General features: G+C 62.9%; 18 protein-coding genes. 7 read left to right on the forward strand and 11 right to left on the reverse strand.

The genetic code is table 11. The features are described from left to right. Positions 1–14: 14 nt before the first annotated feature. The 3 genes from FZF13_RS16570 to leuA form a co-directional block, all read right to left on the reverse strand. On the reverse strand, positions 15–776 hold the full coding sequence (locus FZF13_RS16570; RefSeq protein WP_024925578.1) for an alpha/beta fold hydrolase: 762 nt from the start codon (positions 774–776) through the stop codon (positions 15–17). A gap of 7 nt (positions 777–783) precedes the next feature. Further along, on the reverse strand, positions 784–4,938 hold the full coding sequence (locus tag FZF13_RS29165) for a tetratricopeptide repeat protein (RefSeq protein ID WP_024925577.1): 4,155 nt from the start codon (positions 4,936–4,938) through the stop codon (positions 784–786). Between the two features lie 153 nt (positions 4,939–5,091). Beyond that, positions 5,092–6,798: a 2-isopropylmalate synthase gene (gene leuA / locus FZF13_RS16580; protein ID WP_051504763.1), complete on the reverse strand. Its 1,707-nt coding sequence runs from the start codon at positions 6,796–6,798 to the stop codon at positions 5,092–5,094. A gap of 416 nt (positions 6,799–7,214) precedes the next feature. Here leuA and FZF13_RS16585 point away from each other — a divergent pair, with 416 nt between their 5' ends. The 3 genes from FZF13_RS16585 (at position 7,215) to FZF13_RS16595 (ending at position 10,325) form a co-directional block, all read left to right on the forward strand. Beyond that, positions 7,215–8,381: an ATP-grasp domain-containing protein gene (locus FZF13_RS16585; protein ID WP_024925575.1), complete on the forward strand. Its 1,167-nt coding sequence runs from the start codon at positions 7,215–7,217 to the stop codon at positions 8,379–8,381. A 3-nt stretch (positions 8,382–8,384) separates the two neighbouring features. Further along, positions 8,385–9,161: an esterase family protein gene (locus FZF13_RS16590; RefSeq protein ID WP_024925574.1), complete on the forward strand. Its 777-nt coding sequence runs from the start codon at positions 8,385–8,387 to the stop codon at positions 9,159–9,161. A gap of 171 nt (positions 9,162–9,332) precedes the next feature. Beyond that, the gene (locus FZF13_RS16595) at positions 9,333–10,325 is read left to right on the forward strand and encodes a Bug family tripartite tricarboxylate transporter substrate binding protein (RefSeq protein ID WP_024925573.1); all 993 of its coding nucleotides are present in this window, start codon (positions 9,333–9,335) and stop codon (positions 10,323–10,325) included. A gap of 50 nt (positions 10,326–10,375) precedes the next feature. Here the strand turns inward: FZF13_RS16595 and FZF13_RS16600 are convergent, their stop codons facing one another. Further along, positions 10,376–10,675, reverse strand: a complete 300-nt coding sequence (locus FZF13_RS16600) for a putative quinol monooxygenase (protein WP_024925572.1) — start codon at positions 10,673–10,675, stop codon at positions 10,376–10,378. A 60-nt stretch (positions 10,676–10,735) separates the two neighbouring features. Then, on the reverse strand, positions 10,736–11,173 hold the full coding sequence (locus FZF13_RS16605; protein ID WP_024925571.1) for a DsrE family protein: 438 nt from the start codon (positions 11,171–11,173) through the stop codon (positions 10,736–10,738). Between the two features lie 91 nt (positions 11,174–11,264). Between FZF13_RS16605 and FZF13_RS16610 the strand changes: the two genes are divergently transcribed. Then, positions 11,265–12,362 (forward strand): hypothetical protein, encoded by a 1,098-nt coding sequence (locus tag FZF13_RS16610; protein WP_024925570.1) that lies wholly within the window; start codon positions 11,265–11,267, stop codon positions 12,360–12,362. Between the two features lie 2 nt (positions 12,363–12,364). On the opposite strand, the gene FZF13_RS16615 is transcribed toward FZF13_RS16610, so the two are convergent. Together FZF13_RS16615 and FZF13_RS16620 are read right to left on the reverse strand one after the other, a co-directional pair. After that, the gene (locus FZF13_RS16615; protein ID WP_024925569.1) at positions 12,365–13,294 is read right to left on the reverse strand and encodes a cation diffusion facilitator family transporter; all 930 of its coding nucleotides are present in this window, start codon (positions 13,292–13,294) and stop codon (positions 12,365–12,367) included. Positions 13,295–13,300: 6 nt separating this feature from the next. Further along, entirely contained in the window at positions 13,301–15,490 is a 2,190-nt protein-coding gene (locus tag FZF13_RS16620) for an anthranilate synthase (protein WP_024925568.1), read from the reverse strand. A gap of 268 nt (positions 15,491–15,758) precedes the next feature. Between FZF13_RS16620 and FZF13_RS16625 the strand changes: the two genes are divergently transcribed. Continuing rightward, positions 15,759–16,541: a MerR family transcriptional regulator gene (locus tag FZF13_RS16625; RefSeq protein ID WP_024925567.1), complete on the forward strand. Its 783-nt coding sequence runs from the start codon at positions 15,759–15,761 to the stop codon at positions 16,539–16,541. A gap of 15 nt (positions 16,542–16,556) precedes the next feature. Here FZF13_RS16625 and FZF13_RS16630 read toward each other — a convergent pair whose 3' ends face one another. Further along, on the reverse strand, positions 16,557–17,417 hold the full coding sequence (locus FZF13_RS16630; protein ID WP_024925566.1) for a LysR substrate-binding domain-containing protein: 861 nt from the start codon (positions 17,415–17,417) through the stop codon (positions 16,557–16,559). Positions 17,418–17,518: 101 nt separating this feature from the next. On the opposite strand from FZF13_RS16630, the gene FZF13_RS16635 reads away from it, so the two are divergent. Both FZF13_RS16635 and FZF13_RS16640 read left to right on the forward strand, forming a co-directional pair. After that, positions 17,519–18,433 (forward strand): DMT family transporter, encoded by a 915-nt coding sequence (locus tag FZF13_RS16635; protein WP_024925565.1) that lies wholly within the window; start codon positions 17,519–17,521, stop codon positions 18,431–18,433. Positions 18,434–18,508: 75 nt separating this feature from the next. Further along, positions 18,509–19,222 (forward strand): DUF1868 domain-containing protein, encoded by a 714-nt coding sequence (locus FZF13_RS16640; RefSeq protein ID WP_024925564.1) that lies wholly within the window; start codon positions 18,509–18,511, stop codon positions 19,220–19,222. A gap of 42 nt (positions 19,223–19,264) precedes the next feature. On the opposite strand, the gene FZF13_RS16645 is transcribed toward FZF13_RS16640, so the two are convergent. From FZF13_RS16645 to FZF13_RS16655, 3 genes are all read right to left on the reverse strand, one after another. After that, positions 19,265–20,317: a succinylglutamate desuccinylase/aspartoacylase domain-containing protein gene (locus FZF13_RS16645; RefSeq protein ID WP_024925563.1), complete on the reverse strand. Its 1,053-nt coding sequence runs from the start codon at positions 20,315–20,317 to the stop codon at positions 19,265–19,267. 117 nt (positions 20,318–20,434) lie between these two features. Beyond that, complete coding sequence (locus FZF13_RS16650; protein WP_024925562.1) at positions 20,435–21,817, reverse strand: FAD-containing oxidoreductase; 1,383 nt, start codon at positions 21,815–21,817, stop codon at positions 20,435–20,437. Further along, complete coding sequence (locus FZF13_RS16655; RefSeq protein WP_024925561.1) at positions 21,814–22,275, reverse strand: membrane protein; 462 nt, start codon at positions 22,273–22,275, stop codon at positions 21,814–21,816. The genes FZF13_RS16650 and FZF13_RS16655 overlap by 4 nt, the downstream gene beginning before the upstream one ends. Positions 22,276–22,289: the final 14 nt, after the last annotated feature.

Raw genomic sequence — 22,289 nt, forward strand, 5'->3', positions numbered from 1 at the left:
TCGTGTCGGCAGGATCAGACGCTGTTCCTGATTATCCCCCGCAGCAATTCGACGATGAGGCCGGGAGCCTCGTCGGGCAGCATGTGGCCGGCGACCGGCACCAGGTGCAGGTCGAAACGGTCGGGCAGGGTATCGGCCTGGCTGACGGGAAGAACGCTGTCCAGAACGCCCCAGGCGACCGCGACGGGCATGGTCAATTTCGCCAGCAGGTCGGCCGGAATGACACCTTGCCGACCGCCCTTGGCGATTGTCGCGACGATCTCTCTGAGCTTCTTCAACTGGCCGGGGCGTGCGCGCATTGCCATGGCGTCGGCAACGATCCTGTCGGAGACAATATGGCCCGGGCCTGACATAGCGGCCAGGCAGGCGCGAATTTCATCCGGGTCTTCGGCGGCCGCAAATCGGCGCAACAGGTCGGCGTCGATCTCTTCCCCGTAGCCGCCGGGCGCAAGCAGGGTCAGCGACGCGAAGCGGTCCGGGTCGGCCAGCGCGATCAGCGTGGCGATTGCACCGCCCATCGAGTGGCCGACGAGATGGGCGCGGCCGATGCCGCGTTCAACCAGATCGGCCAGGATCGCTTCCGCCATGCGTTTTGGCGAGCGCGCGCTTTCGGCCTCGAGCGAGGCGCCATGGCCGGGAAGGTCATAGGCGATCAATCCCGCCTCGGTTGCAAGCTGGGGCACGATATCGGCCCAAACGGCATGCGAACCGCCAACCCCGTGCAGCAGCACGATGGTTTCCGGTCCGGTTCCCTGGATGTTTGCGAAGAGGCTCATGGGCTCCTCAAGTAGCGCCGCTTAGTCCCGCCGTTCGAAGCCCCTGGATGAATTTTTCCACCATTCCAGGGGGATAGTTCCGCTTGGTGAATGTCGCTCGCGGGTTGGCGACAAAAGCGGGGAAGTTCGCATTCAACTGGCCGATGATGTCGTTCACCATTTGCTGGTTGCCCACCTCACTGGCTATCACCAATCGGCTGGTGAGGAAAAGCGGGTTGGGGGCCGCGGTCGCGATCGGACTGATCGCTTTCGCCGCCAGTTCCTTGTCTCCTTGCATATAGGCTCCGGCGAAAAGTCCGTAGTCCCACCAGGCTGCGTGGGCTCCATCCGCAGCGTCGATCGCCTGGATCATGGTCGAGGTGCCCTTGACGTAGTCGCCGCTGAAAATCAGCGCATAGGCATAAGATGCGATTGCCTGCGGGTCGTAGGGGTTCATCTGATAGGCCTTCGACGTCCACTGCACCGTATCGGTCCAGATGCCCAGCCGGTTGGAGATGTAAGCTTTCGCATTGTAGGCGCGTGGGCTCGACGGGTTGGCCTGGATGGCGCGTTGCGCGAACTCGCCCGCCTTGTCGAGCGAGGAATTCAGCGGGTAGGCGTAGCGCCAGATCAGGCCGGTCGTCGTCAACGTCGAGAGGCTCGAATACACCATGGACGATTTGGCGTGATTGGCGGCCAAGGCCTCGAAACAACGATATGCCTTTTCGTGAACCTTGGCATTGGCTTCCAGCTCGAAGGCGTTCTCCAGGATGAGGCAGGCGGTGAGGCCTTTGGCAAAACCGTTGCGCTCCAGAAATGTATAGATGAGGCCGGAAACTGGAGTTGTGTCCCCTAGGATCTTACCGATCTGGGGTTCGATCTGTGCGCTTGTCGTGTCCGAAACCGCGATTGTGCGGGACAATGCCACGGTGCCTGTCTGCAGGTTCTGCAGTTCCACGGTTACCCAGCCCGTGCCTGGCCCGGGCGTGATGTTGAAGACAAAACTCGTCGCGTCGGCGGCCTTGTTGCGATCGTCAGCCGGATCGCGGCCGATGAAATTGACGGTCTCGAAACGGGAAAGTCCCGCCCGCAGGGCAGCGGCAACCTGCTCGGTGGCCGGATCGGCCTTTTTTGAAACGACATAGGCGATCGGCAGGTCTTCAGGTCCGACGCCGATATTGGCATCGGAGTGCGCCGGCGGGTTCGCCGATGCAGTGGCCCGGCCGAGACCGGCATTTTCCAGCGCGCTGACGAGCTTGTCGGTCATTTCCTCCGGCACGAATTTCCATTCTTCCAGCATGCTGCGGGGATTGGCCGCAAAGTCGGGAAACTTCGTCCGTATTTGATCCAACAACGCACTGGCCTTGCGGCGGTCGTCGGATTGGGAAGCGACGATCAGCCGTGCCGCCAGGAAGCGGGCGTCCGCGCCAGCCGCGGTCAGGGAAAGCGCTGCACGCGTGGCGATCTGCTGGTCCCCCAGCATGAACGCGCCACAGAACAGCTTGTAGTCCCACCATGCCGGGTGAACTGCGCCGGAGCCATCGATTGCCCGGGTCAGCAGAGCCATGCCGTTCTTGTAGTCGCGCTTGAAAAACAGGGCCGAGCCATAGTTAGCCGCGGTTGCCAGATCGTATGGATTGAGATCGTAGGCCATCTTGGCCCATTTGACCGTGCCTTCCCGATCACCCAGCCTGCTCGCGACGAACGCCTTTGCCCCATAGGCCTGGGAACTGTCGGGGTCGATTTCCACGGCATGTTGGGCAAGCGTTGCCGCCTTTTCCACCGTTGCGTCTTCCGGGTAGCGAAAATCCCAAATCAGCGAATTCAGTATCAGATTGCTCAATTCGGCATAGACGAGGGTGGATTTGGCCCCGTTGCGCTCGATCATTTCCAAACACTGATAGGCGTTTTTGAACGATTCCAGCTGGGGGTGGACCCTGGCGGAGTTGCTAAGCAGCAGGCATCGCGTCAGCCCCCGCTGGAGCCCGACCTGCTGGAGATAGCTGTAGATCGTACCGGGCACCGACGCCGTTTCGGCCAGTATGTTGCCGACGCTGTTGTCGATCTGCGACGCCGTTGCGTCGAACGCTTCCAGTTTCCGTACCGACAGGACACGCCCGGTTGCCAGGTTCTGCAATTCGACCGTCACACTGCCCGTTGTCGGACCGGGCTGCACGTGGAAGGAAAAACTGGTTGGCGTCGGTTTCGACGGGACCTCTTTCCTGACAAATTCCAGGGTGTCGAAGCGGGACAAGCCATCACGCAGGGCTGCAATCACACGTTCCGAGGCGGTGCTGCTCTCCGTGTTCACCAGATAGACGGTCGGCAAATCCTCCAGGCCTGGCACGGGCACGGCAACGGAGGGCGTCGGCGGTACGGTGGGCGAGGCCACCATGCTGGCATATTCCAGGGAGGCCGTCTTGAAAGCCTGCACCAGCTTCTCGCTCAGATCGTCCGGATAGTGGTTCTTGACGAATGTCGCGCGTGGATCTTCCGCGAATGTGGGAAACTTGTCTTTGATCTCGGTCAGCAGGCGCGCCACTTCCGCCTTGTTGCCATTGTGCCTGGCAACGATCAGTTGCGCCAAGAGATATTCGGGCAGCGGCTCCACGGCCGCCAGCGCCAGGGCGGCCCGTCTCTGCAGCTCCGGATTGCCCGTCATGAAGGCGCCCTGGAACAGCGCGTAGTCGAGCCATTTGCCATGCGGATCGGCAAGGTCGAGGCCGCGCGCCAGAAGTGCCGTTCCTTCGCTATACGAGCCCGCCATCACAAGGGCCCAGCCATAGTGGTACATGGTCCTCAGATCGTAAGGGGCGGCGTCGTAAGCCTTCTTTGCCCAGCGAACCCGTTCCTGTGAATTCCCAAGAACCCCCTCCGCATAGGCGGCCATGCGAAACGCGCGGGAACTCGTGGGGTCGATCTGGATGGCCTTGTTCACGAAGACCATCGCCTGCTGCACGCTTGAGGTTGCTGGATATGGATAGGCCCAGACGGTTGCATCCAGCTCCAGGCCGGCAAGGAGCGCATAGATAAAGGCCGACTTTTCGCCGCGTGCGATCAGGTTCTCCAGGCAGCGGTAAGCTGCCTCATGGCTCTTGGCGCCTTGATTGGAGGCATAGGCTCTGCCGAGGAGCACGCATGCGGTGAGGTCGTTCTGCAAGCCGTTCTGCTCGATATAGCCGTAGATCGAGCCAAACTGGCCAGTCACGTCACCCAGTATCTTGGCGACGCGATCGGTCACCTGCGAGGCGGTGGTCTGGAACGAGGTCAGGGTTTCGGAAGTCAGGATGCGGCCCGTCTTCAGGTTCTGGACCTCGATCGTGACATTTCCGACCGTCGTGCCGGGTTTGACATTGAAGACAAATGACGTCGGGTTGACCTGCTGCGGCGGGTCCTGACGAGGGTCCCGATCAATGAATTGGATGGTCTCCAGATGGGCAAGGCCGGAACGCAATATCGCTTCGACGCGCTGGACCGGCGGAGTGTTTCCCTCGACGACCAGGGAAATCGCCGGGAGTTTTCCCAACGTCTCAACGATGGTGGAATCCGGGGCAGGCGTGGCGGAAGCACCCGCCGCGACCGGCGTCCGCCCGGGTTCATCGGCCTGTCGCAGCAGGAGTATGACCAGAACGACCATGACGACGAGAAAAATCGCGGCGAAGACCCAAAACGCCCGCAAATGGCGAGGCGGGATCATCAAAGTGCCGGACGATCCCGGTGTTTGACGCCTATCCGCTTCGGCCGCCGGCGCCTTGGCTGGCGCGGCAGGCGAAGGGTGTTCGCTGGCCGGAGAAATCTGTGGCTGCAGCGAGGGCGTAATCTGGTGGAACGGTACGCCTGTTTCAGTCACCTCATATTGGGGCACATAGCCGCCGCGGGGGATGGTGATGCGAATGGGGTCGTTGACCCCCTCGGTCGCCGAATATTGCTGGAGCAGCTCGCGGAGCCGGCCTGCCTGCACGCGCACCACCGCGTCGGTGGATGGGTCGAAGCCGGCATCCTTGCCGAAGACGTCTACGGCGATCGCAAAGCCCTTCAGCCGGCTGGCTTCGCCGGCCTGTTCTCGCTCTACAAGGTAACGGAGTAACTCACGCGCACGCTCTGAGCGTCCAAATGTTTGGCTCGCCAGCAATTTCTCAAGCGTTTCGCGCACTGCGGGGGCGGCAGGCGTCGTATGCTGCAAGTGTCAACCTTTCAAGTCGGCACAAGTCATTTTTTTATCACGCATTTGCGCTCTGACACAAACGCTTCCCCAAGACCCCGGTTGAATCATTACAACCCCGGCTGGAAAAATCCAGCCGGGGCAACCCGTGAAATCAAGGGAATCAGCGGTTTTTTAGCCGATGATGCGGTTTACCGCCGATACAACCGCTTCGAGCGAAGCGGCGACGATGTTGGTGTTGATGCCGGCGCCGAAAGTCTTGCCGCCCGGATGCTCCATTTCGACATAGGAAACCGCCGAGGCATTCGAGCCACGCTGCAGGGAATGTTCGGAATAGTCGAGCACCGACATCTCGACGCCGACATGGCGCGAGAGCGCATCGACGAAGCCGTCGATCGGGCCGGTTCCCGTCCCCCTGATCGTCATTTCCTTGCCCCTGTCGAGGATAACGGCCTCGACGACGCGGCGGCCCTTCACTTCCGTATCGGGGAAGGTCTGATGGTCGATGAATTTCAGCCTGGCGCCGGGTTGTTCGACATAACGGTCGATGAAGCGGTCGTAGATGCGCTTGGCCGACACTTCCTTGCCTTCGGCATCCGTGATGGACTGGATGTCCTGGCTGAACTCGACCTGCAGGCTGCGCGGGAGATTGAGACCGTGGTCGGCCTGCAGAACATAGGCGATGCCGCCCTTTCCGGACTGCGAATTGATGCGGATGATCGCTTCATAGCTGCGGCCGACATCCTGGGGGTCGATCGGCAGATAGGGCACTTCCCACAGGGGTGTGTTGGCGACCTTGATCGCCTTCATGCCCTTGTTGATGGCATCCTGATGCGAACCGGAGAAAGCCGTGTAGACGAGTTCGCCGACATAGGGGTGGCGTTCCGGGATCTTCAGCTGATTGGAATATTCGTAGACATCCTTCATCCGGTTGATGTCGGAACAATCCAGGTCGGGATCGACGCCCTGCGTGAACATGTTCAGCGCCAGCGTGACGATGTCGACATTGCCGGTGCGCTCACCGTTGCCGAACAAGGTGCCTTCGACGCGGTCCGCGCCGGCCATCAGGCCGAGTTCGGTCGTCGCAATGCCGGTGCCGCGGTCATTGTGCGGGTGCAACGAGATGATCAGGTTTTCCCGGTTGTCGAGATGCCGGATCATCCACTCGATGCGATCGGCATAGACATTGGGCGTCGACATTTCCACGGTCGACGGCAGGTTGACGATGAGCTTGTTCTCAGGCGTCGGCTTCATGATCTCCGCAACCGCGTTGCAGATTTCCAGAGCGACTTCCAATTCCGTGCCGGTAAAGCTTTCGGGCGAGTACTGGAAGCGATAGCCGCCTCCGGCTTTCGCGGCCATGTCGGAGATCATCTTGGCTGCGTCGGTCGCAATCTGCTTGATGCCCGCGACGTCCTTCTGGAAGACGACGCGGCGCTGCAATTCGCTGGTCGAATTGTAGAAGTGCACGATCGGCGTCTTGGCGCCTTCGAGCGCCTCGAAGGTGCGGGTGATCAATTCCGGCCGGCACTGCACGAGCACCTGCAGGTCGACATTGTCGGGCACATTGCCTTCCTCGATGCACCAGCGAGCGAAGTCGAAATCGGTCTGCGAGGCCGACGGGAACCCGACCTCGATTTCCCTGAAGCCCATGTCGAGCAGCAACTGGAACATACGCGCCTTGCGCTCATGCCCCATCGGGTCGATCAGGGCCTGGTTGCCGTCGCGCAAATCGACCGAGCACCAGATAGGCGCCTTGTCGATCACCTTGTTGGGCCATGTGCGGTCAGTGAGACCTACCAACGGATAGGGCTGATATTTGCGTATCGCCTGCGGCATGCCCTTGGTGGACGCGTCTCGGATTTCTTCTCGTGCGTTCATCGTCTTTTCTCCCGGCGGCTTGCGGGGCCTCATTCCATGACGGCCATCGGTGCAAGCGGCACCACTACCTGATGTTCATTCGCTGAATGTGACTTGCGAGGAGCATGCACGCCATGCGGCGGTATCGACCGCCGGGTGCTCCTTCAGCGAGCCCGGCGATCGCCGATAAGGCCGAGAAGAAGCAGGGTCGCGGAAAGCGCGCGCACGGTCTCTCCAGCCAGGCTGGCCGAACGGGAGACAGAGGATGCGGGGCGCGTCGTCATGGCCGTTCTCTTACAGGAGCCTCCCCACGGAGGCAAGGGTAACGCTGCCGCACGGGTGAAAAGGCAGGGCACGGTTTTGCTTTGCGGTTTCATCTAAATGCGTCACATTTCTCCAGGTCTCGCCGTTGGGCACGGCGACCGGGAGGGCTGTTCATGAATTTCGTGTTCTTCTCGCCGCATTTCCCGTCGAACGGTGCCGATTTCTGCGATCGGCTCAAAAAAGCCGGCGCCACCGTGCTCGGCATCGGGGACGCGCCCTATGAGGCGCTGGCGCCAAGGCTGAAGAATGCGCTCAGCGAATACTACCTCATCGCGGATATGGAGAATTACGACCTGATCTATCGGGCGATGGGCCATTTCATTCACAAATGGGGCCGCATCGATCGTTTCGAGTCGCTCAACGAGCATTGGCTGGATCTCGAGGCCGGCATCCGCACCGACTTCAACATCGATGGTATCAAGCTCGACTATGTGAAGAACATCAAACGCAAGAGCCGCATGCGGGCGTCGTTCCGCAAGGCCGGCGTCAACGTCATCGCCCAACGCAAGACCTCGGAACGCTCTGGCGCCTTGGAATTCATCCGCCGTGTCGGCTACCCGGTGGTGGTGAAGCCGGATTCCGGCGCAGGTGCTGCCCACACCTACAAGATCTCGAATGTCGGCGAACTCGACGAATTCTTCCGCATCAAGCCGGAAGGGATGAGCTTCGTCATGGAGGAATTCATCGACGGGCTGGTGGTCACCTATGACGGACTGGTCAACCGGGACGGCGAGATCGTGTTTGCCGCCAGCACCAAATACGACGACTCCATCATGGATGTCGTCAACAAGAACAAGCATATGAGCTACACCTGCCGGCCCGATATCCCGCCGGAAGTGGAGGAAGCGGGCCGCAAGATCGTCAAGGCATTCGCCCTCAAGGAGCGGTTTTTCCATATCGAGCTGTTCGAGACCCGCCAGGGCAAGATCATCGCGCTGGAAGTGAACATCCGCCCGCCGGGCGCGTGGATGCCGGACGCTATCAACTACAGCTTCGACATCGACATCTATGCCGAATGGGCCAACATGGTGGTCCAGAACACGGTTGGCGGGCCGTTCAAGGGCAAGTATTTCACCGTCTATGCCAGCCGCAAGGACCATCTCCGCTATCGCCACAGCCATGACGATGTGTTAGCCGCGCACGGCGACAAGGTCGTGCACCACCAGGCCATCGAACAGGTTTTCAGCCGCGCCATGGGCAACTACGCCTACCAGCTGCGGTCGCGAGACCGTCAGGCACTGCGCGAAGCGGTCGACTACATCCATGCCGAGGAGGCTTGAGCGATGGACATTTCCTATCACAAGCGCTGGAGCGGCAAGCTGGGCCGCGACATGGAATACAAACGCTACGGCTATGCCGGGCGCCCGGTCGTCGTTTTCCCGACGTCGCAGGGGCGCTTCTACCAGTTCGAGGATGCGGGCGGCGTCAATTCGCTAGCCGACTTCATCGACACTGGCCGCATCCAGATTTTCACTGTCGACGGCATCGACAGCGAGAGCTTCTTCGACAAGCACGGCGATCCGGCTCACCGCATCGGCCGGCACGAGGCCTATTTCCGCTATGTCCGCGACGAGGCATTGCCGGAATTTGCAGCCACGGCCGCGGAGGCCAATGGCGGCCGCGTGCTGAAGCCATTGTTTTCGGGCTGCTCGATGGGCGGCTATCACTCTTCGAACTTCGTCTTCCGCAATCCCGATCTTGCCGCCGGCGTCATCTCGCTTTCCGGCGTCTATTCGACCCGCGGTTTCCTGGGCAGCACGCTGGCGGGCGACATCTTCTACAACTCGCCGCTCGACTATCTACCAGGCATCACCGACGAGGCGCTGCTTGCGCGGCTGCGTTCGCTGCGGCTCATCTTCTGTAGCGGCCAGGGTGCCTGGGAAGAGCAGATGCTGGTCGAAACGCATGCGCTGGAACGCATCCTGCGCGAAAAGGCGATCCCCGCCTGGGTCGATTATTGGGGTGGTGACGTCGCCCACGACTGGCCGTGGTGGCACAAGCAGCTGCCTTATTTCTTCGGCCGCTGGCTGGATGAAGACCTGAAGCACAGGCTGGACTGAAAGCCGGCAAACAACGCGGTCTCACGCGGGCTATCCTCAGCGTGAAGGTGCCCGACTGGCTTGCGTGCGTATGCATGAAGCCGTCGCCGTGTCGTTGTTGTCTGCTCTTCCCGATTATCGTAACCAACTCGTGCGCCCAAGGCGCATAGGGTGGGGGAGAGGAGGAATAGGATGAACTTTTCAAAATTGTCACGACGCGCCGCTTTGGCGCTCGGCTTGTCGGCGCTGTCTTTGGCGGCTGTCGCTTCGCCGTCTTCGGCGCAGCAGTTCCCGAACCGGACGGTGACGCTGGTGGTGCCGTTCGCCGCCGGTGGCTCGACCGATCTGGTGGCGCGTATCGTCGCGCAGAAAATGTCGGATGATCTCGGCCAGCAGGTCATCGTGGAAAACGTCGCCGGCGCCGGCGGCAATATCGGTGCCGATCGCGTCGCGCGTTCCGACCCGGACGGCTACACCATCTTGATGGGCACCGTCGCCACCCATGCGCTCAACCCGCTGATCCTGAAGACCAGGCCCTACGATCCCGAAAAGGATTTTTCGCCGGTCTCGCTGTTGGTCGTCGTGCCGAACGTGCTGGTGGTCAATCCGGAGTTGCCGGTCAAGAACGTCCAGGAACTCGTCGCGCTTCTGAAGGCCGAACCCGAGAAGTACTCCTATGCCTCGTCCGGCATCGGCACGCCCCTGCATCTTTCCGGCGAGCTGTTCAAGATCATGGCTGGCGTGGATATGCAGCACATACCCTACAAGGGCGCCGGGCCGGCGTTGAACGACGTCGTCGCCAACCAGGTGCCGATCATGTTCGACAATTTGCCGTCCTCGTCCTCCCACATCAAGGGTGGCACGCTGAAGGCGCTGGGTGTGACGACGGCCAAGCGCGTCCCGTCCTTCCCCGATCTTCCGACCATCGCGGAATCCGGGGTGCCTGGCTACGAAACCTACACCTGGAATGCGCTGTTTGCGCCTCCCGGCACGCCGAAGGAGGTCATCGATCGCCTCAACGCCTCGGCGACCAAGGCGATGAAGGACCCGGCGGTGATTGCAAGGATGGGCGATTTCAGCGCCACCATCGTCGGCTCGACGCCGCAAGAACTCGGTGCCCACGTCAAGGCGGAACTCGCCAAATGGGAGCCGATCGTCAAGGAAGCCAAGATCCAGGTCGATTGACGATGGTCTGCCGGCGGGGGCTCCTTTGCTCCCGCCGCTTTTGGCCGAGATCAGGGCTGGTCGAGCCCATAACCTCCGGCCGGTTCGGTCTCGAACTGGAAGTCGAAACCGGCAATCATCGGACGGGCCTTGGCAATTGCAGCCTGAACGTCCGGCCGGTTGAGCGAAGCCTTGTGGCTCGCGGCATCGACCCAGACCTCGGTCACCCAGATCGCTGTGGTGTCGGCAGGGTCGCGGGCGACGATGTAGTTGAGACAGCCCGGCATGGAGTCGGTGGCTTCCAGCAGGAGCTGCAGCAGGTCTTCGCGCTTGCCGGGAGTTGCACGCATCTTTCCGATCAGGCCATACATCAGGGGCTCCCTTCAACCTCTGTCATTGGCGGCGATCATCGAACGAAGTCGGGGTCGATATCAAGGTCTTAGATAGACATAGCCGGCACCTTGCAGTTCGGCGAGCTTGACGACCCCGCCTTTGTCGGCGCTGACGAAGCCCGTGAACAGGTCCGGCAGTCCTATGTTCATGCCATGCATGGTATTGGCGCAGGCATGCGGCACCAGCCCCTGTTTGACCAATCCGGCAAAGCGGCCGGAGATCGCCGCCGAGGCGCTCGCGCTTCTGAAAGCCTCCAGCGCCGGGCCATGAACCACCAGGGCGATTTCGACGTTTCCGTCTGTACCCTCATAGTGGTTCTTGATGTTGCCCAGCACGAAGGCGACCTTGTCGACGTCGCTGAGATGATAGGCGACCTTTTGCCGGTTAGGCATTGCTGTGGCAGCGCCGGCCGGGCCTGACGCGAACGTGACGCCAATACCGGCGAGCAGTCCGCGAAACATATCCCTGCGAAGCATGAAGCCCTCCTGTCCGCGCCGCGTGATGCGCGTGGCCTTGTGTCGATTCCTAGCATAAAATCGATTGCGACAGGTCCTGGTGGGGGATGCGATGAAAGCGTCGAAGATTATCACGACCGCCAGTCTCGGCATTGCGTGTGCACTCGTCCTGACCGCGGCTGTAACCGCTGACGAACTGGCGCCGTTGAAGCAATTCAGCCCGGATGGCGGCAGCGCCTGTTTTGGCCGCGTCTACGATGCCGACCATCTGAAGACGCATCCGCGCCAGAAGGTGGCGCGCATTTTCTTCTATTACGGTCCCGATCCGGTCAGCCGGCCGAGCGAGGATCCGTCCGACGGCTTGGCCTCCGCCGGCTACAACGGCTTCATGACGACGACAGCGCGCGGTGCAAGGAAACCCGAATGGGTCGGCGGCTGGTGCCGCGCTTCAGAAGAAGAGGGCGGTGCAGGCAAGATCCGCTGCGGCATGGAATGCGATCGTACCATGGCCGAGCTGTCCCTCGACGCGGAGGGAAGACTGGTGGTCGGCGGTGTCGCGCGCGACATCTATCTGGGTGGCGGGTCCGAGGACGAACTCGGCAAGGCCGAATATGACCGGCAGGCGCTCGGCGTGGACGATGACGGTTTCCGGCTGGAGCGCAGGCCGGCGGCGGACTGCAAGGCGGAATTTGCCCGTATCGATCCCGTCGATCCGGCGCTCGGCGATCCGCTGCGCGTCAGGCTGAAGCCGGACCAGCCCTTTTGCTACGGCCGCGACTATTCGGCCGAGCATCTTGCCTCGCATCCGAACCAGCTAACGCAAACGATCCGGGTCTTTCGCAGCGGTGCCGAAATCGCTGCCTTCGCGGCCAAGGGCAAAGCCGCGAGCTGGCCGAACGGCGCCGATCTCGTGGTTGCCGTCACCACCCGCCAGAATGCGACAAGGAGCGTGCAGACCTATTCCTGCGAGGGCGAGGCGGATCAATGGCGTTGCGTGGCGACCGCGCCGACGGACAGCGGTCCGTCATGCGATCTGTCGCAGAAGGAAATCTATCTGCGCCGCGGCGCCAACGGCACGATGATGCTGGCCAATCCCAAGGCCAGCCTACCATTCGCCCCGCTATGCCAGGTGGATGCAGCAACCGAGACGAAATCCGACGACAGGGTTTTCCGCCTGCAGGCGATGCCGCAAGCCGCCTGCGCGCAATAGGCTCAGGCGAAGGGCACGGCGACCGTGCCCTTGGGCAGCTTCGCCTCGTCGTCGGGCTCCACGTGGATGGTGATGCGCACCGAGGGGATCTCGGCCTTCAGCGCGTCTTCTATGCGGTCGCAAATGGCGTGGCTTTCGGCGACCGTCATGTCAGCTTCCACGACCATATGGAACTCGATGAAGGTGGCGCGGCCGGCGATGCGGGTCTTGAGGTCGTGGACCTCCAGCGCACCCTTTGAGTTGGACGAGATGATGTCACGGATGCGCAGGTGTTCCTCATTGTCGACGGCGCGATCCATGAGGCCGCTCAGGGATTCCCCCATCACCCTCCAGCCCTGGTAGAGGATGTTCAGCGCAACGATCAGCGCAAGCAGCGGGTCGAGCACATGCCAGCCGGTGAAGATGGCGCCGATCAGGCCGATCAGGACGCCGGCGGAAGTCACCACGTCGGTCATCACGTGCCGGCCATCGGCGATCAGCGCCGGCGACTTCTCGGCGCGCCCGACGCGGATCAGGATGAAGGCCCAGACCGCGTTGACGATCGCAGCGCTGGTGTTGATGCCGAGACCCATCCAGGGCTGTTCCAGCGGTGTGGGATTGCGCAGCGAATCCCACACTTTGGCGATGATGAGCAGCGCCGCCACCACGATCAGCACGCCTTCAAGCACCGCTGAAAAATACTCGGCCTTGTGGTGGCCAAACGGATGGTCGCTGTCGGCCGGCATGTGGCTGATCTTGATCGCCCATAAAGCGGCGATCGCGGTCACCACATTGGCGATCGATTCCAGCGCGTCGGAATAGAGCGCCACCGAGCCAGTCATGCGCCAGGCGACGATCTTCAGTCCCGTCACTGCGAAGGCGACGATGATCGACCAGAAGGCGAGCGTGACCACTCTCTGCTTGGAGGCACTCTTGGCTGCGGCGGCTGTCATTTCAGGCTAGGCTGCCTTTTCCTTGGCTTTGCGCGGCATATGCGCCACGACATTTTCGATCATGCGCATGCCGGCATTGTGACCGAGGGTCATGATCGATTCGGGATGGAACTGCACGGCCGCGATCGGTTCCTTCTTGTGTTCGAAGGCCATGATGACGCCATCCTCGGTCTCGGCGGTAACGATAAAATCGTCGGGCAGGCGAACCGGATCGGCGAAGATCGAATGGTAGCGGCCAACCGTCACTTCCTTCGGCAGACCAGAGAAAATGACCCCCGGCTTTGAGACCCGGATGCGCGACGGCTTGCCGTGCATGGGAATGGCGAGCTGCCTCAGTTCGCCGCCATAGGCTTCGGCCAGCGCCTGCAGGCCGAGGCAGACGCCGAAGATCGGCAACTCGCGCTGCCTCGCTTTCTTGATGGTGGCGGCGCAGTCGAAATCCTTCGGCGTGCCGGGCCCGGGCGAAAGCACGACAAGGTCCGGCTTCAGGCGGTCGAAGATTTCGTCGGGAACCGGCGTGCGCACGGTCGAGACATTGGCGCCGGTCTGGCGGAAATAGTTCGCCAAAGTGTGGACGAAGCTGTCTTCGTGGTCGACCAAAAGAATGTTCACGCCCTCGCCGACGCGGGCCGTGGTGCGTTCGACGCCGGTCGAGTTTCCGGTCTTGGCGTCGCGAATGGCGGAAAGCATGGCGGAGGCCTTCAGTTCGGTTTCGGCTTCTTCTTCCTCGGGAATGCTGTCGAACAGCAGCGTCGCGCCGGCGCGCACTTCGGCGATGCCGTCCTTGATGCGAATGGTGCGCAGCGTCAGGCCTGTGTTCATGTCGCCGTTGAAATGCACCATGCCGATGGCGCCGCCATACCAGGCGCGCGGGCTTTTTTCGTTCTGTTCGATGAAGCGCATCGCCCACAGCTTCGGCGCTCCGGTCACCGTCACCGCCCAGGCGTGGGAGAGGAAAGCGTCGAAGGCGTCCATGCCTTCGCGCAGGCGGCCCTCGATGTGGTCGACCGTGTGGATGAGGCGCGAATACATCTCGATCTGGCGTCGGCCGATGACACGCACCGAACCCGGCTCGCAGACTCTGGACTTGTCGTTGCGGTCGACGTCCGAGCACATGGTGAGCTCGGACTCGTCCTTCTTGGAATTGAGCAGTTTAAGGATCTGCTCGCTATCGGAGATGGCATCGTCGCCGCGCTTGATGGTGCCGGAGATCGGGCAGGTCTCGACGCGGCGGCCGTTGACGCGCACGAACATCTCCGGCGAAGCGCCGATCAGATATTCGCCTTCGCCGAGATTGATGAAGAAGGAATAGGGCGAGGGGTTGATGGTCTTCAGCCGCCGCGCGATTTCGGAGGGCGCGGTCTCGCAGCGTTCGAAGAACATCTGGCCGGGTACCACTTCGAACAGGTCGCCGCGCTTGAAGCTGTCCATGGCGTTGCGCACCAGCTTGGCGTATTCGCCCGGCTCGTGATCGCCGCGCGGCGGAATGCGGTCCGCCGGCTTGAACGGCTCGACGACGCGGTCGCGCGGCAGGCCCTCGGTGGAGAAGCCGTCGGCGGCGAATTCATAGCGGTCGACCCAGGCCTTGGCCGAATAGTGATCGACGACCAGGATCTCGTCGGGCAGGAACAGGACAAGATCGCGCTGGCTTTCCTTGCGCTCCAGCTTGAGCTCGACCGGGTCGAACTGAAAGGCGAGGTCGTAGCCGAAGGCGCCGTAGAGGCCGAGATTGGCGTCTTCGGCGGTCTTGAACAGTGCGGTGAAGGCGCGCAGCACCGTGAAGACCGACGGAACCCGCGAGCGTTCCTCTTCGGTGAAGACGCGGCCGGGCTCGGCGATCTTCAGCGCCAGCCGCCGCTTCGTCGTCTGGGTGACGGCAACATCCTCAAGGTCGGAGAGATGGCGTGCGACGACCATCAGCATCATCTCGCCGCGTGCATTCAGCGCCTCGATGCGCATCGCGCGGCCGCGCGCCGAGATCATCAGCGGCGGGTCGATGATGGCGGTATCCCAGCGGGTATAGCGGCCGGGATATTCGTAATTGGAGGAAAACACCGCGCCCGGGCGCGAATTCAGCCCATCGATATAGGTTTCGATCGCGCCCGCATAAGGCACGTCATGGCGTTCCCGCGTAATCGCCACGCCACCCGCCGTAACGAACCGCTCCGCGCCGTTCTCCAGAATTTCCACCGTCATTGCCATCTCCCTGTTCCGCCGCGGCGAGGTCTGGAGGCATCTCTGGAAAACAAAAGGCCGCCGGACTTCTCCTGCGGCCATCTCGATTGTTCACGCGCACGCGCTTCGACAGGCCGCTGTTAGCTGGCCCACCACCAAATGCTCTTGATCGACTTCGTGCACATGGCAAATTCCATAGCCGCGAACGGTTTCCCGCGCAACCGGATTTCCACGCTTGACCCTCACGCCGCGTCAGAGCCTATCTCGGTCAGGTCACGAGGTGTGGTCGATGAATACCTACACGGTCAGCGAACTGGCGGAACTCGCCGGCATATCGGTGCGGACGTTGCATCATTACGACGAGATCGGGCTGTTGAGACCCGCGCGCGTCGGCGACAACCGTTACCGGTACTATGGCGAGGAGGAATTGCTGCGGCTGCAGCAGATCCTGATCCAGCGCGAGCTCGGCCTGTCGCTCGGCGAAATTGGCGCCGTGCTCGACGATCCGGGGTTCGACCGGCTTCAGTCGCTGGTCAAACAGCGCGAGAGGCTGGAAGCCGAGGCCAAACGCTACCGACGCATGCTGAAAACCATCGACCGCACCATCGCCAAACTGAAAGGAGAAAAGGCGATGAAGGATCAAGACCTCTATAGCGGCGTGGTGTCGCCGCAAAAACAGGCCGAATACGAAGCCTGGCTGATCGAGCGCCATGGCGAGAACGTTCGCGCCGAGATCGACGCGAACAAGATCAAGACGCAGTCGATGCCCTCGGATGAACTCGTTGGCCTGATGCAGGAACTGAAGCAGATCGAGGATGCCTTGGCCGAGGCCATGCGGGAAGGCGCGCCGCCACAAGCGCGCTCGCTCGATCCGCTGATCGTCCGGCACCGCGATTGGGTCGCCGCGACATGGAGCAAGCCCTGCGCTCCGGGCGCCTATGCGAACCTCGCCGATCTCTACGAATCGCATCCCGATTTCGTTGCGCGCTACGAGACCATCGCCAAGGGTTTCGGTGCCTGGCTGCCGGCCGCGATGCGGGCATGGGCAAGGCGGCAGGGGGAGGGCTGCTGACGATCCTGCGCCGACCTATGACGATCTTTCCGCCAGGTCGCGGCGGAGGAATTCGTCCAGGCGCTCGACGGCGGGCGTCGCCGACAAGGGATTGCGCATGATGCCGATTTCTAGATCGGGAAGCGGCGGCAATCCTTCGTTTTCGCCAATGATGCGCAGCGACGGCGGCACGCTGAGCTGCGCCAGTCCGGCAACCGCCAGCCCCGCCTGCACGACCGCGACGAGGCCGAGCAGGCTGGCGCTGGAATAGGTGCAGTGGAAGGCGCGGTCGGTCTTGGCCAGCACGTCCAGCATGTTCAGCCGCGCCGCGCAGCCCGGTTCGAACAACGCCACCGGCAACGGGTCCTTCTCCCAGGCGACATGATGGGGCGAGGCCACCCATACGCAACGCTCCAGCCGCAGCACCTCCAGCGGCTGGTCGGGCAGGCGGGTGATGATCGCAAGATCGAGCCGGCCTTCCGCCATCGTCTTCACCAGCGCGGTCGATTGCTCGCAGACGAGTTCGACCGTCACCAGCGGGTGTGCGGCCGAGAACCGCGACAGCACCGGCGGCAGCAGATAGGCCGCATAATCGTCCGGCACGCCGAGACGGACGCTGCCTGCCTCTTCCGGTCGCGTCACGCTCGCCCAGGCCTCGTCCGAGAGCTTGAGCAAACGGCGGGCATAGACCAGGAACTCCTCGCCGGCGGCGTTGGCCGTCACCGCCTTCGGCGTGCGTATCAACAGCTGCTTTCCGAGCGTCTGTTCGAGCCGCTGCATCTGCATGCTGACGGCAGACTGGCTACGCCCAACGCGCGGGGCGGCGCTGGAGAAGCTGCCGCTCTCGATGATGGCGACGAATGTCTTCAAAAGATCGAGGTCGAGAAGCGGTGTCATAGCGCTATCAGCATATCGAATAGCTAATACCAAATCTATTCGTTTGCGTGAAAGAGCGGAGACTGGCTTGCTGCTCGTCGGCATCCTCTGGAAGACGCTGCATGACCCAGGCATCGAGCCCTCGCTTTCCCGCGCTGAACCTGTCCGTTGCCATGATGATCGCTGGCACGGTCGGCGCCTTTGTCACCGAAGCCGGGCTCGACCCCATCACCACCGTGTTCTGGCGCTGCGCTTTCGGAACGGTCTTCCTCGGCGCCTGGTGCCTGTTGCGCGGCTACCTGCCCGATCCGGGTCTCTCGCCGGCGCGGCTCGCGCGGGCGGCGCTGTGCGGTGTCTGCATGGTGCTGAGCTGGACGGCATTCTTCGCCGGTTTCGCCAAGACCTCGATCGCCGTCATGACGATCATCTATCACATCCAGCCGTTCTTCGTGGTTCTGATCGGCGTGGTCTTTCTTAAGGAACGGGTGAGTGCCGACCAGGTCATCTGGATGGTCTCGGCATTTGTCGGCGTCGTGCTGGCCAGCGGCCTCGTCGCTTCCAACACGGTTGTGACCGCGACATGGGCGTTCGGCATCCTGATGGCGCTCGGCGGCGCGCTGCTCTATGCGATCGTCACTGTGCTGGCCAAAGGGCTCGGCCAACAACGTCCGGAAATCACCGTGCTCTGCCAGACCGTCGTCGGAACGATCATGCTGGCGCCGCTCGCCAATTTTTCCGAGCATATCCCGGCAGCGTCCTGGGGCTGGCTGGTCGGCATCGGCGTGCTCCACACCGGCATCGCCTATGTCATGATGTTCTCGGCCTATCCATGGTTGTCGACGCCGGTGATCGGCGTGCTCACCTTCATCTATCCCGTCATTGCCATCATCATCGACTGGGCGATCTACAATCACCCCATCGGCCTGCCGCAGGCAATCGGCATGGCGATGATCGCGGCCGCGACGCTGGGCGTTCGGCTGGGCTGGCGTTTCCCGGGCCGGCGCGCGTCGGCGCGGCTGGCCCCGCCAGCCGAGTAACGACGAATCCTGTCACACAGCCTTCAAGCCGCGAAACTACAGACGGGCTCCGACACCGGTCTTGCAGGAGCCACAGTGCCTTACCAACGAAACGATGCCTTTGCCGAAAACTTCACGGAGATCGGCAAGAGCGAGCCTCCCTATTATCTCAATCGGCGGTTCGACGCGGCCGGCAATTTCCTGCCACAGCCCGGCAACACCATCGTCAGCCACGTGCTCGATGGGTCGAAAACGCAGCAGGCGCTGGTGCGTGTGCGCGAAGCGATGATGGCGTTGCCGCATGGCGATCGCTTTGCCTATACGCCGGTTTCAAGCCTGCACATGACCGTTTTCCAGGGCACCATCGAAGGACGCCGGCAGCCTGTCTACTGGCCGCGAGACGTGGCTTGCGACGTGCCGATCGATGAGACCACGACGCTGTTTGTCGACCGGCTGGAAGGCTTTCCCTCGGCGCCAGAGCTGCGCATGCGGCCGGTCGAGATCACGCCGCTCGGCCTGGTCGCGACCGGCGCCACGCTGGCGGACGAAATGACCATCCGCGCCCTGCGCGACCGGCTGGTCGAACCTTTCGGTTACCGCCATCCCGACCATGACCGCTATACCTTCCACGTCACGCTCGCTTATCTGAAAGCGTGGCTGCCGGTCGGTGCCGAAACGGTCTATCTGCCGGCCCTTGCCGAGCTTGAGCGGAGCTTCCTGGCCGAGATCGACGTGCTCGAACTCGGCCCACCGGCCTTCTGTACTTTCAACGACATGACGGAGTTCAAGCCGGTGCACGACCTCGCTTGAGAACCCGATATCGTGCTCGCGAACGATGCGCCGGAGCGCCTCTCAGGCCTCCAGCGTGCCGGAACGGGCGTCTTCGCTGCGCTTGGCGCCGATCAGCTTGACCAGGTCGTCGCCCTTGCGGGTGATGCGATGCGAGCGGCGGGTGAGGATGTAGCCATCCTGCGGGGCGAATATCTCGACGCGGCCGCCTTGTTCGCCAGGCGCATGCACGATCGTGGCCAGCCTGTCGCCCTTCTTCACGCGGTCGCCGGGTTTCACATCGTAGAGCACGGGGCCAGCCTTCGGCGCCGGCATCATGTCGATGTTCTCGAGCGGAGAGACGACCCCCTCGAAACGCCCGGGCTTCGGCATCGAGGGATCGGCGATGACGCCGCGCGCGACGAGCACGCGGTAGAGGCCGGCCGCGTCCGCCTCGGCCATGGCCGGATCGACATCGGCGATGCCCCGATATTCGACGGTGGTGGCCACGAAACGTTCGAGCCGTTCCTTGCCGGCGGAAAGGTGCGGATGTAGCGAGGCCTCCTCGAAGGCAGCTCCGCTCTCGCCTTCCCACAAAAGCACGGCTTCGACGCCCATCGCGGCGGCGCAGTCCTGCATGGCCGGCCACAGCACGGCCGGCACGTAGAGGTAGGCGACGCTTTCGTCGTCGCAATGCAGGTCGAGCACGATGTCATGGCCGACCGACAGCTTGAGCAGTCGGGCCTTCAGCCGTTGGTCGACGGTCGGCAGTCTGTCTTCCGCCGGCAGCAGCGCGGTGTCCGGCTTGTCGATCAGCGGGAAGTCGCGATTGAAATTGACGCGGTTGGGCAGATGGAAGCGGCCTTCCAGCTCGCCGAACATATATTGGGCGCGACCGACCGGATTGGCCCAGGGCACCACGGTGATCGAGCCTTTGACGCGGCCTTCGGCTTCCGCTTTCGCCAGCATCGGCATCAGCGCGTCGATGGCCACCGTGCCCGGCAGCTCGCCCGCATGCAGCGCCGCCTGCAGATAGGCGGTCGGTGCTGCGGCATCGCTCCCCTTGAAGCGGAAGACCGGGAATTCATAGGCAACGCCCTCGCTGTCGCCAGCCAGCCGCTCGATCGATTTTTCCATGGTCTTCTCCGTCGGGTGCCTGTCGTTCATGCCGTGCCGGCAGGGCCATGTCGAGTGGTCCAGTGCCGCTGATGATGAGCGCAGCGAGGTCCCGCAGCGTCCGGGATGTGCGCCGGCTCAGACCAGTGGCGTCAGTTCCTGTGCGATCGTCGGCAGGATTTCGGCGACATTGGGGTGGATATGCGTGGCGCGCTGAAGCGTCCTTACCGGAGCCTTGGCGTACATCAGGTCGAGCACGCAGTGCACAGCCTCGTCGCCGCCAGGCCCGAGCACCGAGCAGCCGAGGATTTCGCCGCTGTCGGCATCGACCAGGATCTTCATGAACCCTTGCGTCTCGCCTTTCTCGATCGCCCGGCCAATCCGTGTCATCGGGCGCTGCCCCACCAGCGCGCGGCGGCCGGATCGGCGCACGGCGGTCTCGGTCATGCCGGCGCGGCCAAGCGGCGGGTCGGTGTAGAGCGCATAGGCCTCAATTCGGTCGCCCACCCTGCGCGTATCGTTGTCGAGCAGGTTGGCCGCGACGATCTCGAAGTCGTTGTAGGAGGTGTGGGTGAAGGCGCCTTTGCCGTTGCAGTCGCCCATCGCCCAGATGTGCGGCACGCTGGTGCGCAACTGGTCGTCGACCTCGATGTAACCGCGTTTGTCCAGCGCGACCCCGGCCCTGTCGAGGCCGAGGTCGTCGGTGTTGGGAATACGGCCGAGCGCCAGCAGCACATGCGAGCCGACCACCGGCGGCTGGCCGCGCGAAAAGGTGACCGCCACGTCCTTGCTCTGCCTGGCGAAAGCGATGTCGTCGGCGCCGAGATGCACGGCGATGTCCTCGTTCTCAAATATCGACAGGATGGCGGCGGAGACATCCTCGTCCTCGCGGCCGATCAGCCGCGGGCCTTTCTCGATGACCGTCACCCTGGAGCCGAAGCGGCGGAACATCTGCGCGAACTCCAGCGAGATGTAGCTGCCGCCGACCACCACCAGGTGATCCGGCAGCACGTCGAGGTCCATGATCGAGGAGTTGGTCAGGAAAGCGACATCGCCGATGCCCGGCAAGTCCGGCACCGAGGCGCGGCCGCCGACATTCAGGAATATCTTGCCGGCGCGCAAAAGCTCGTTGCCGACGCGCACGGTGTTCGCATCCTCGAACCGGGCGTGACCGCGAAACAGCGTGCAGCCGGGCATGCCGGCGATCCATTCCTCCAGCCTGTGGCGGGCATCGTCGGAAACCTTGTCCTTGCGCGCCTTGACCGTCTTCATGTCGATGCCGACCGGGCCGGAAAGCGTCACGCCGTAATCGGCGGCGCGGCGGGCGAGATGCGCTGCATAGGCGCTGGCGACCATCGTCTTGGTGGGCATGCAGCCGGTGTTGACGCAGGTGCCGCCCACCAGCTTGCGCTCGACGAGCGCCACCGTCATGCCGGCGCCGCTCAGCCGTCCGGCCAGGAACGGGCCAGCCTGGCCACAGCCGACGACGATGGCGTCGAAGGCCTTTGCCTCGCCCGTCATGCGACGGCGGCCACGATCAGCAGGGCGGCGACGATTGCGACAACATCTTCGATCAGCGCGGCGGGCAAGTCACGGCCGAGAGCGGCGGCGAGACGCGCCCGCGCTTCGGCGCCGCCATACGTGCCGATCGCCGCGCCAATCGCGCCAGCGATCAATCCGCCGATCGTGGCACCGCCGGTCGCGCCGATGACCGCGCCGGACAGCGCGCCGGTGACCAGCCGGGCGCCGAATTGCTGCGGCACCTTGCGGCTGGGCGTCGAGGGCAGCTGGTCGGTGACCAGTTCGACGAGGGCGAGGATCGAGAAGAGGGCGACGGCGATCCAGTGGCCCATGAAGCTTGCCCATGTGCCGGCAACCGGCAGCCAGCCGAGATGGGCGCCCCAGGCGACGGCGGCGGGCGCCATCATCGCCCTCAAGCCCGCGACAACCCCGATCAGCAGTGCAAGCAGATAAAGCATGACAGGTCCCCCAG

The sequence above is a fragment of the Mesorhizobium terrae genome (genome assembly GCF_008727715.1).
GTDB classification, from domain to species: Bacteria; Pseudomonadota; Alphaproteobacteria; order Rhizobiales; family Rhizobiaceae; genus Mesorhizobium; species Mesorhizobium terrae.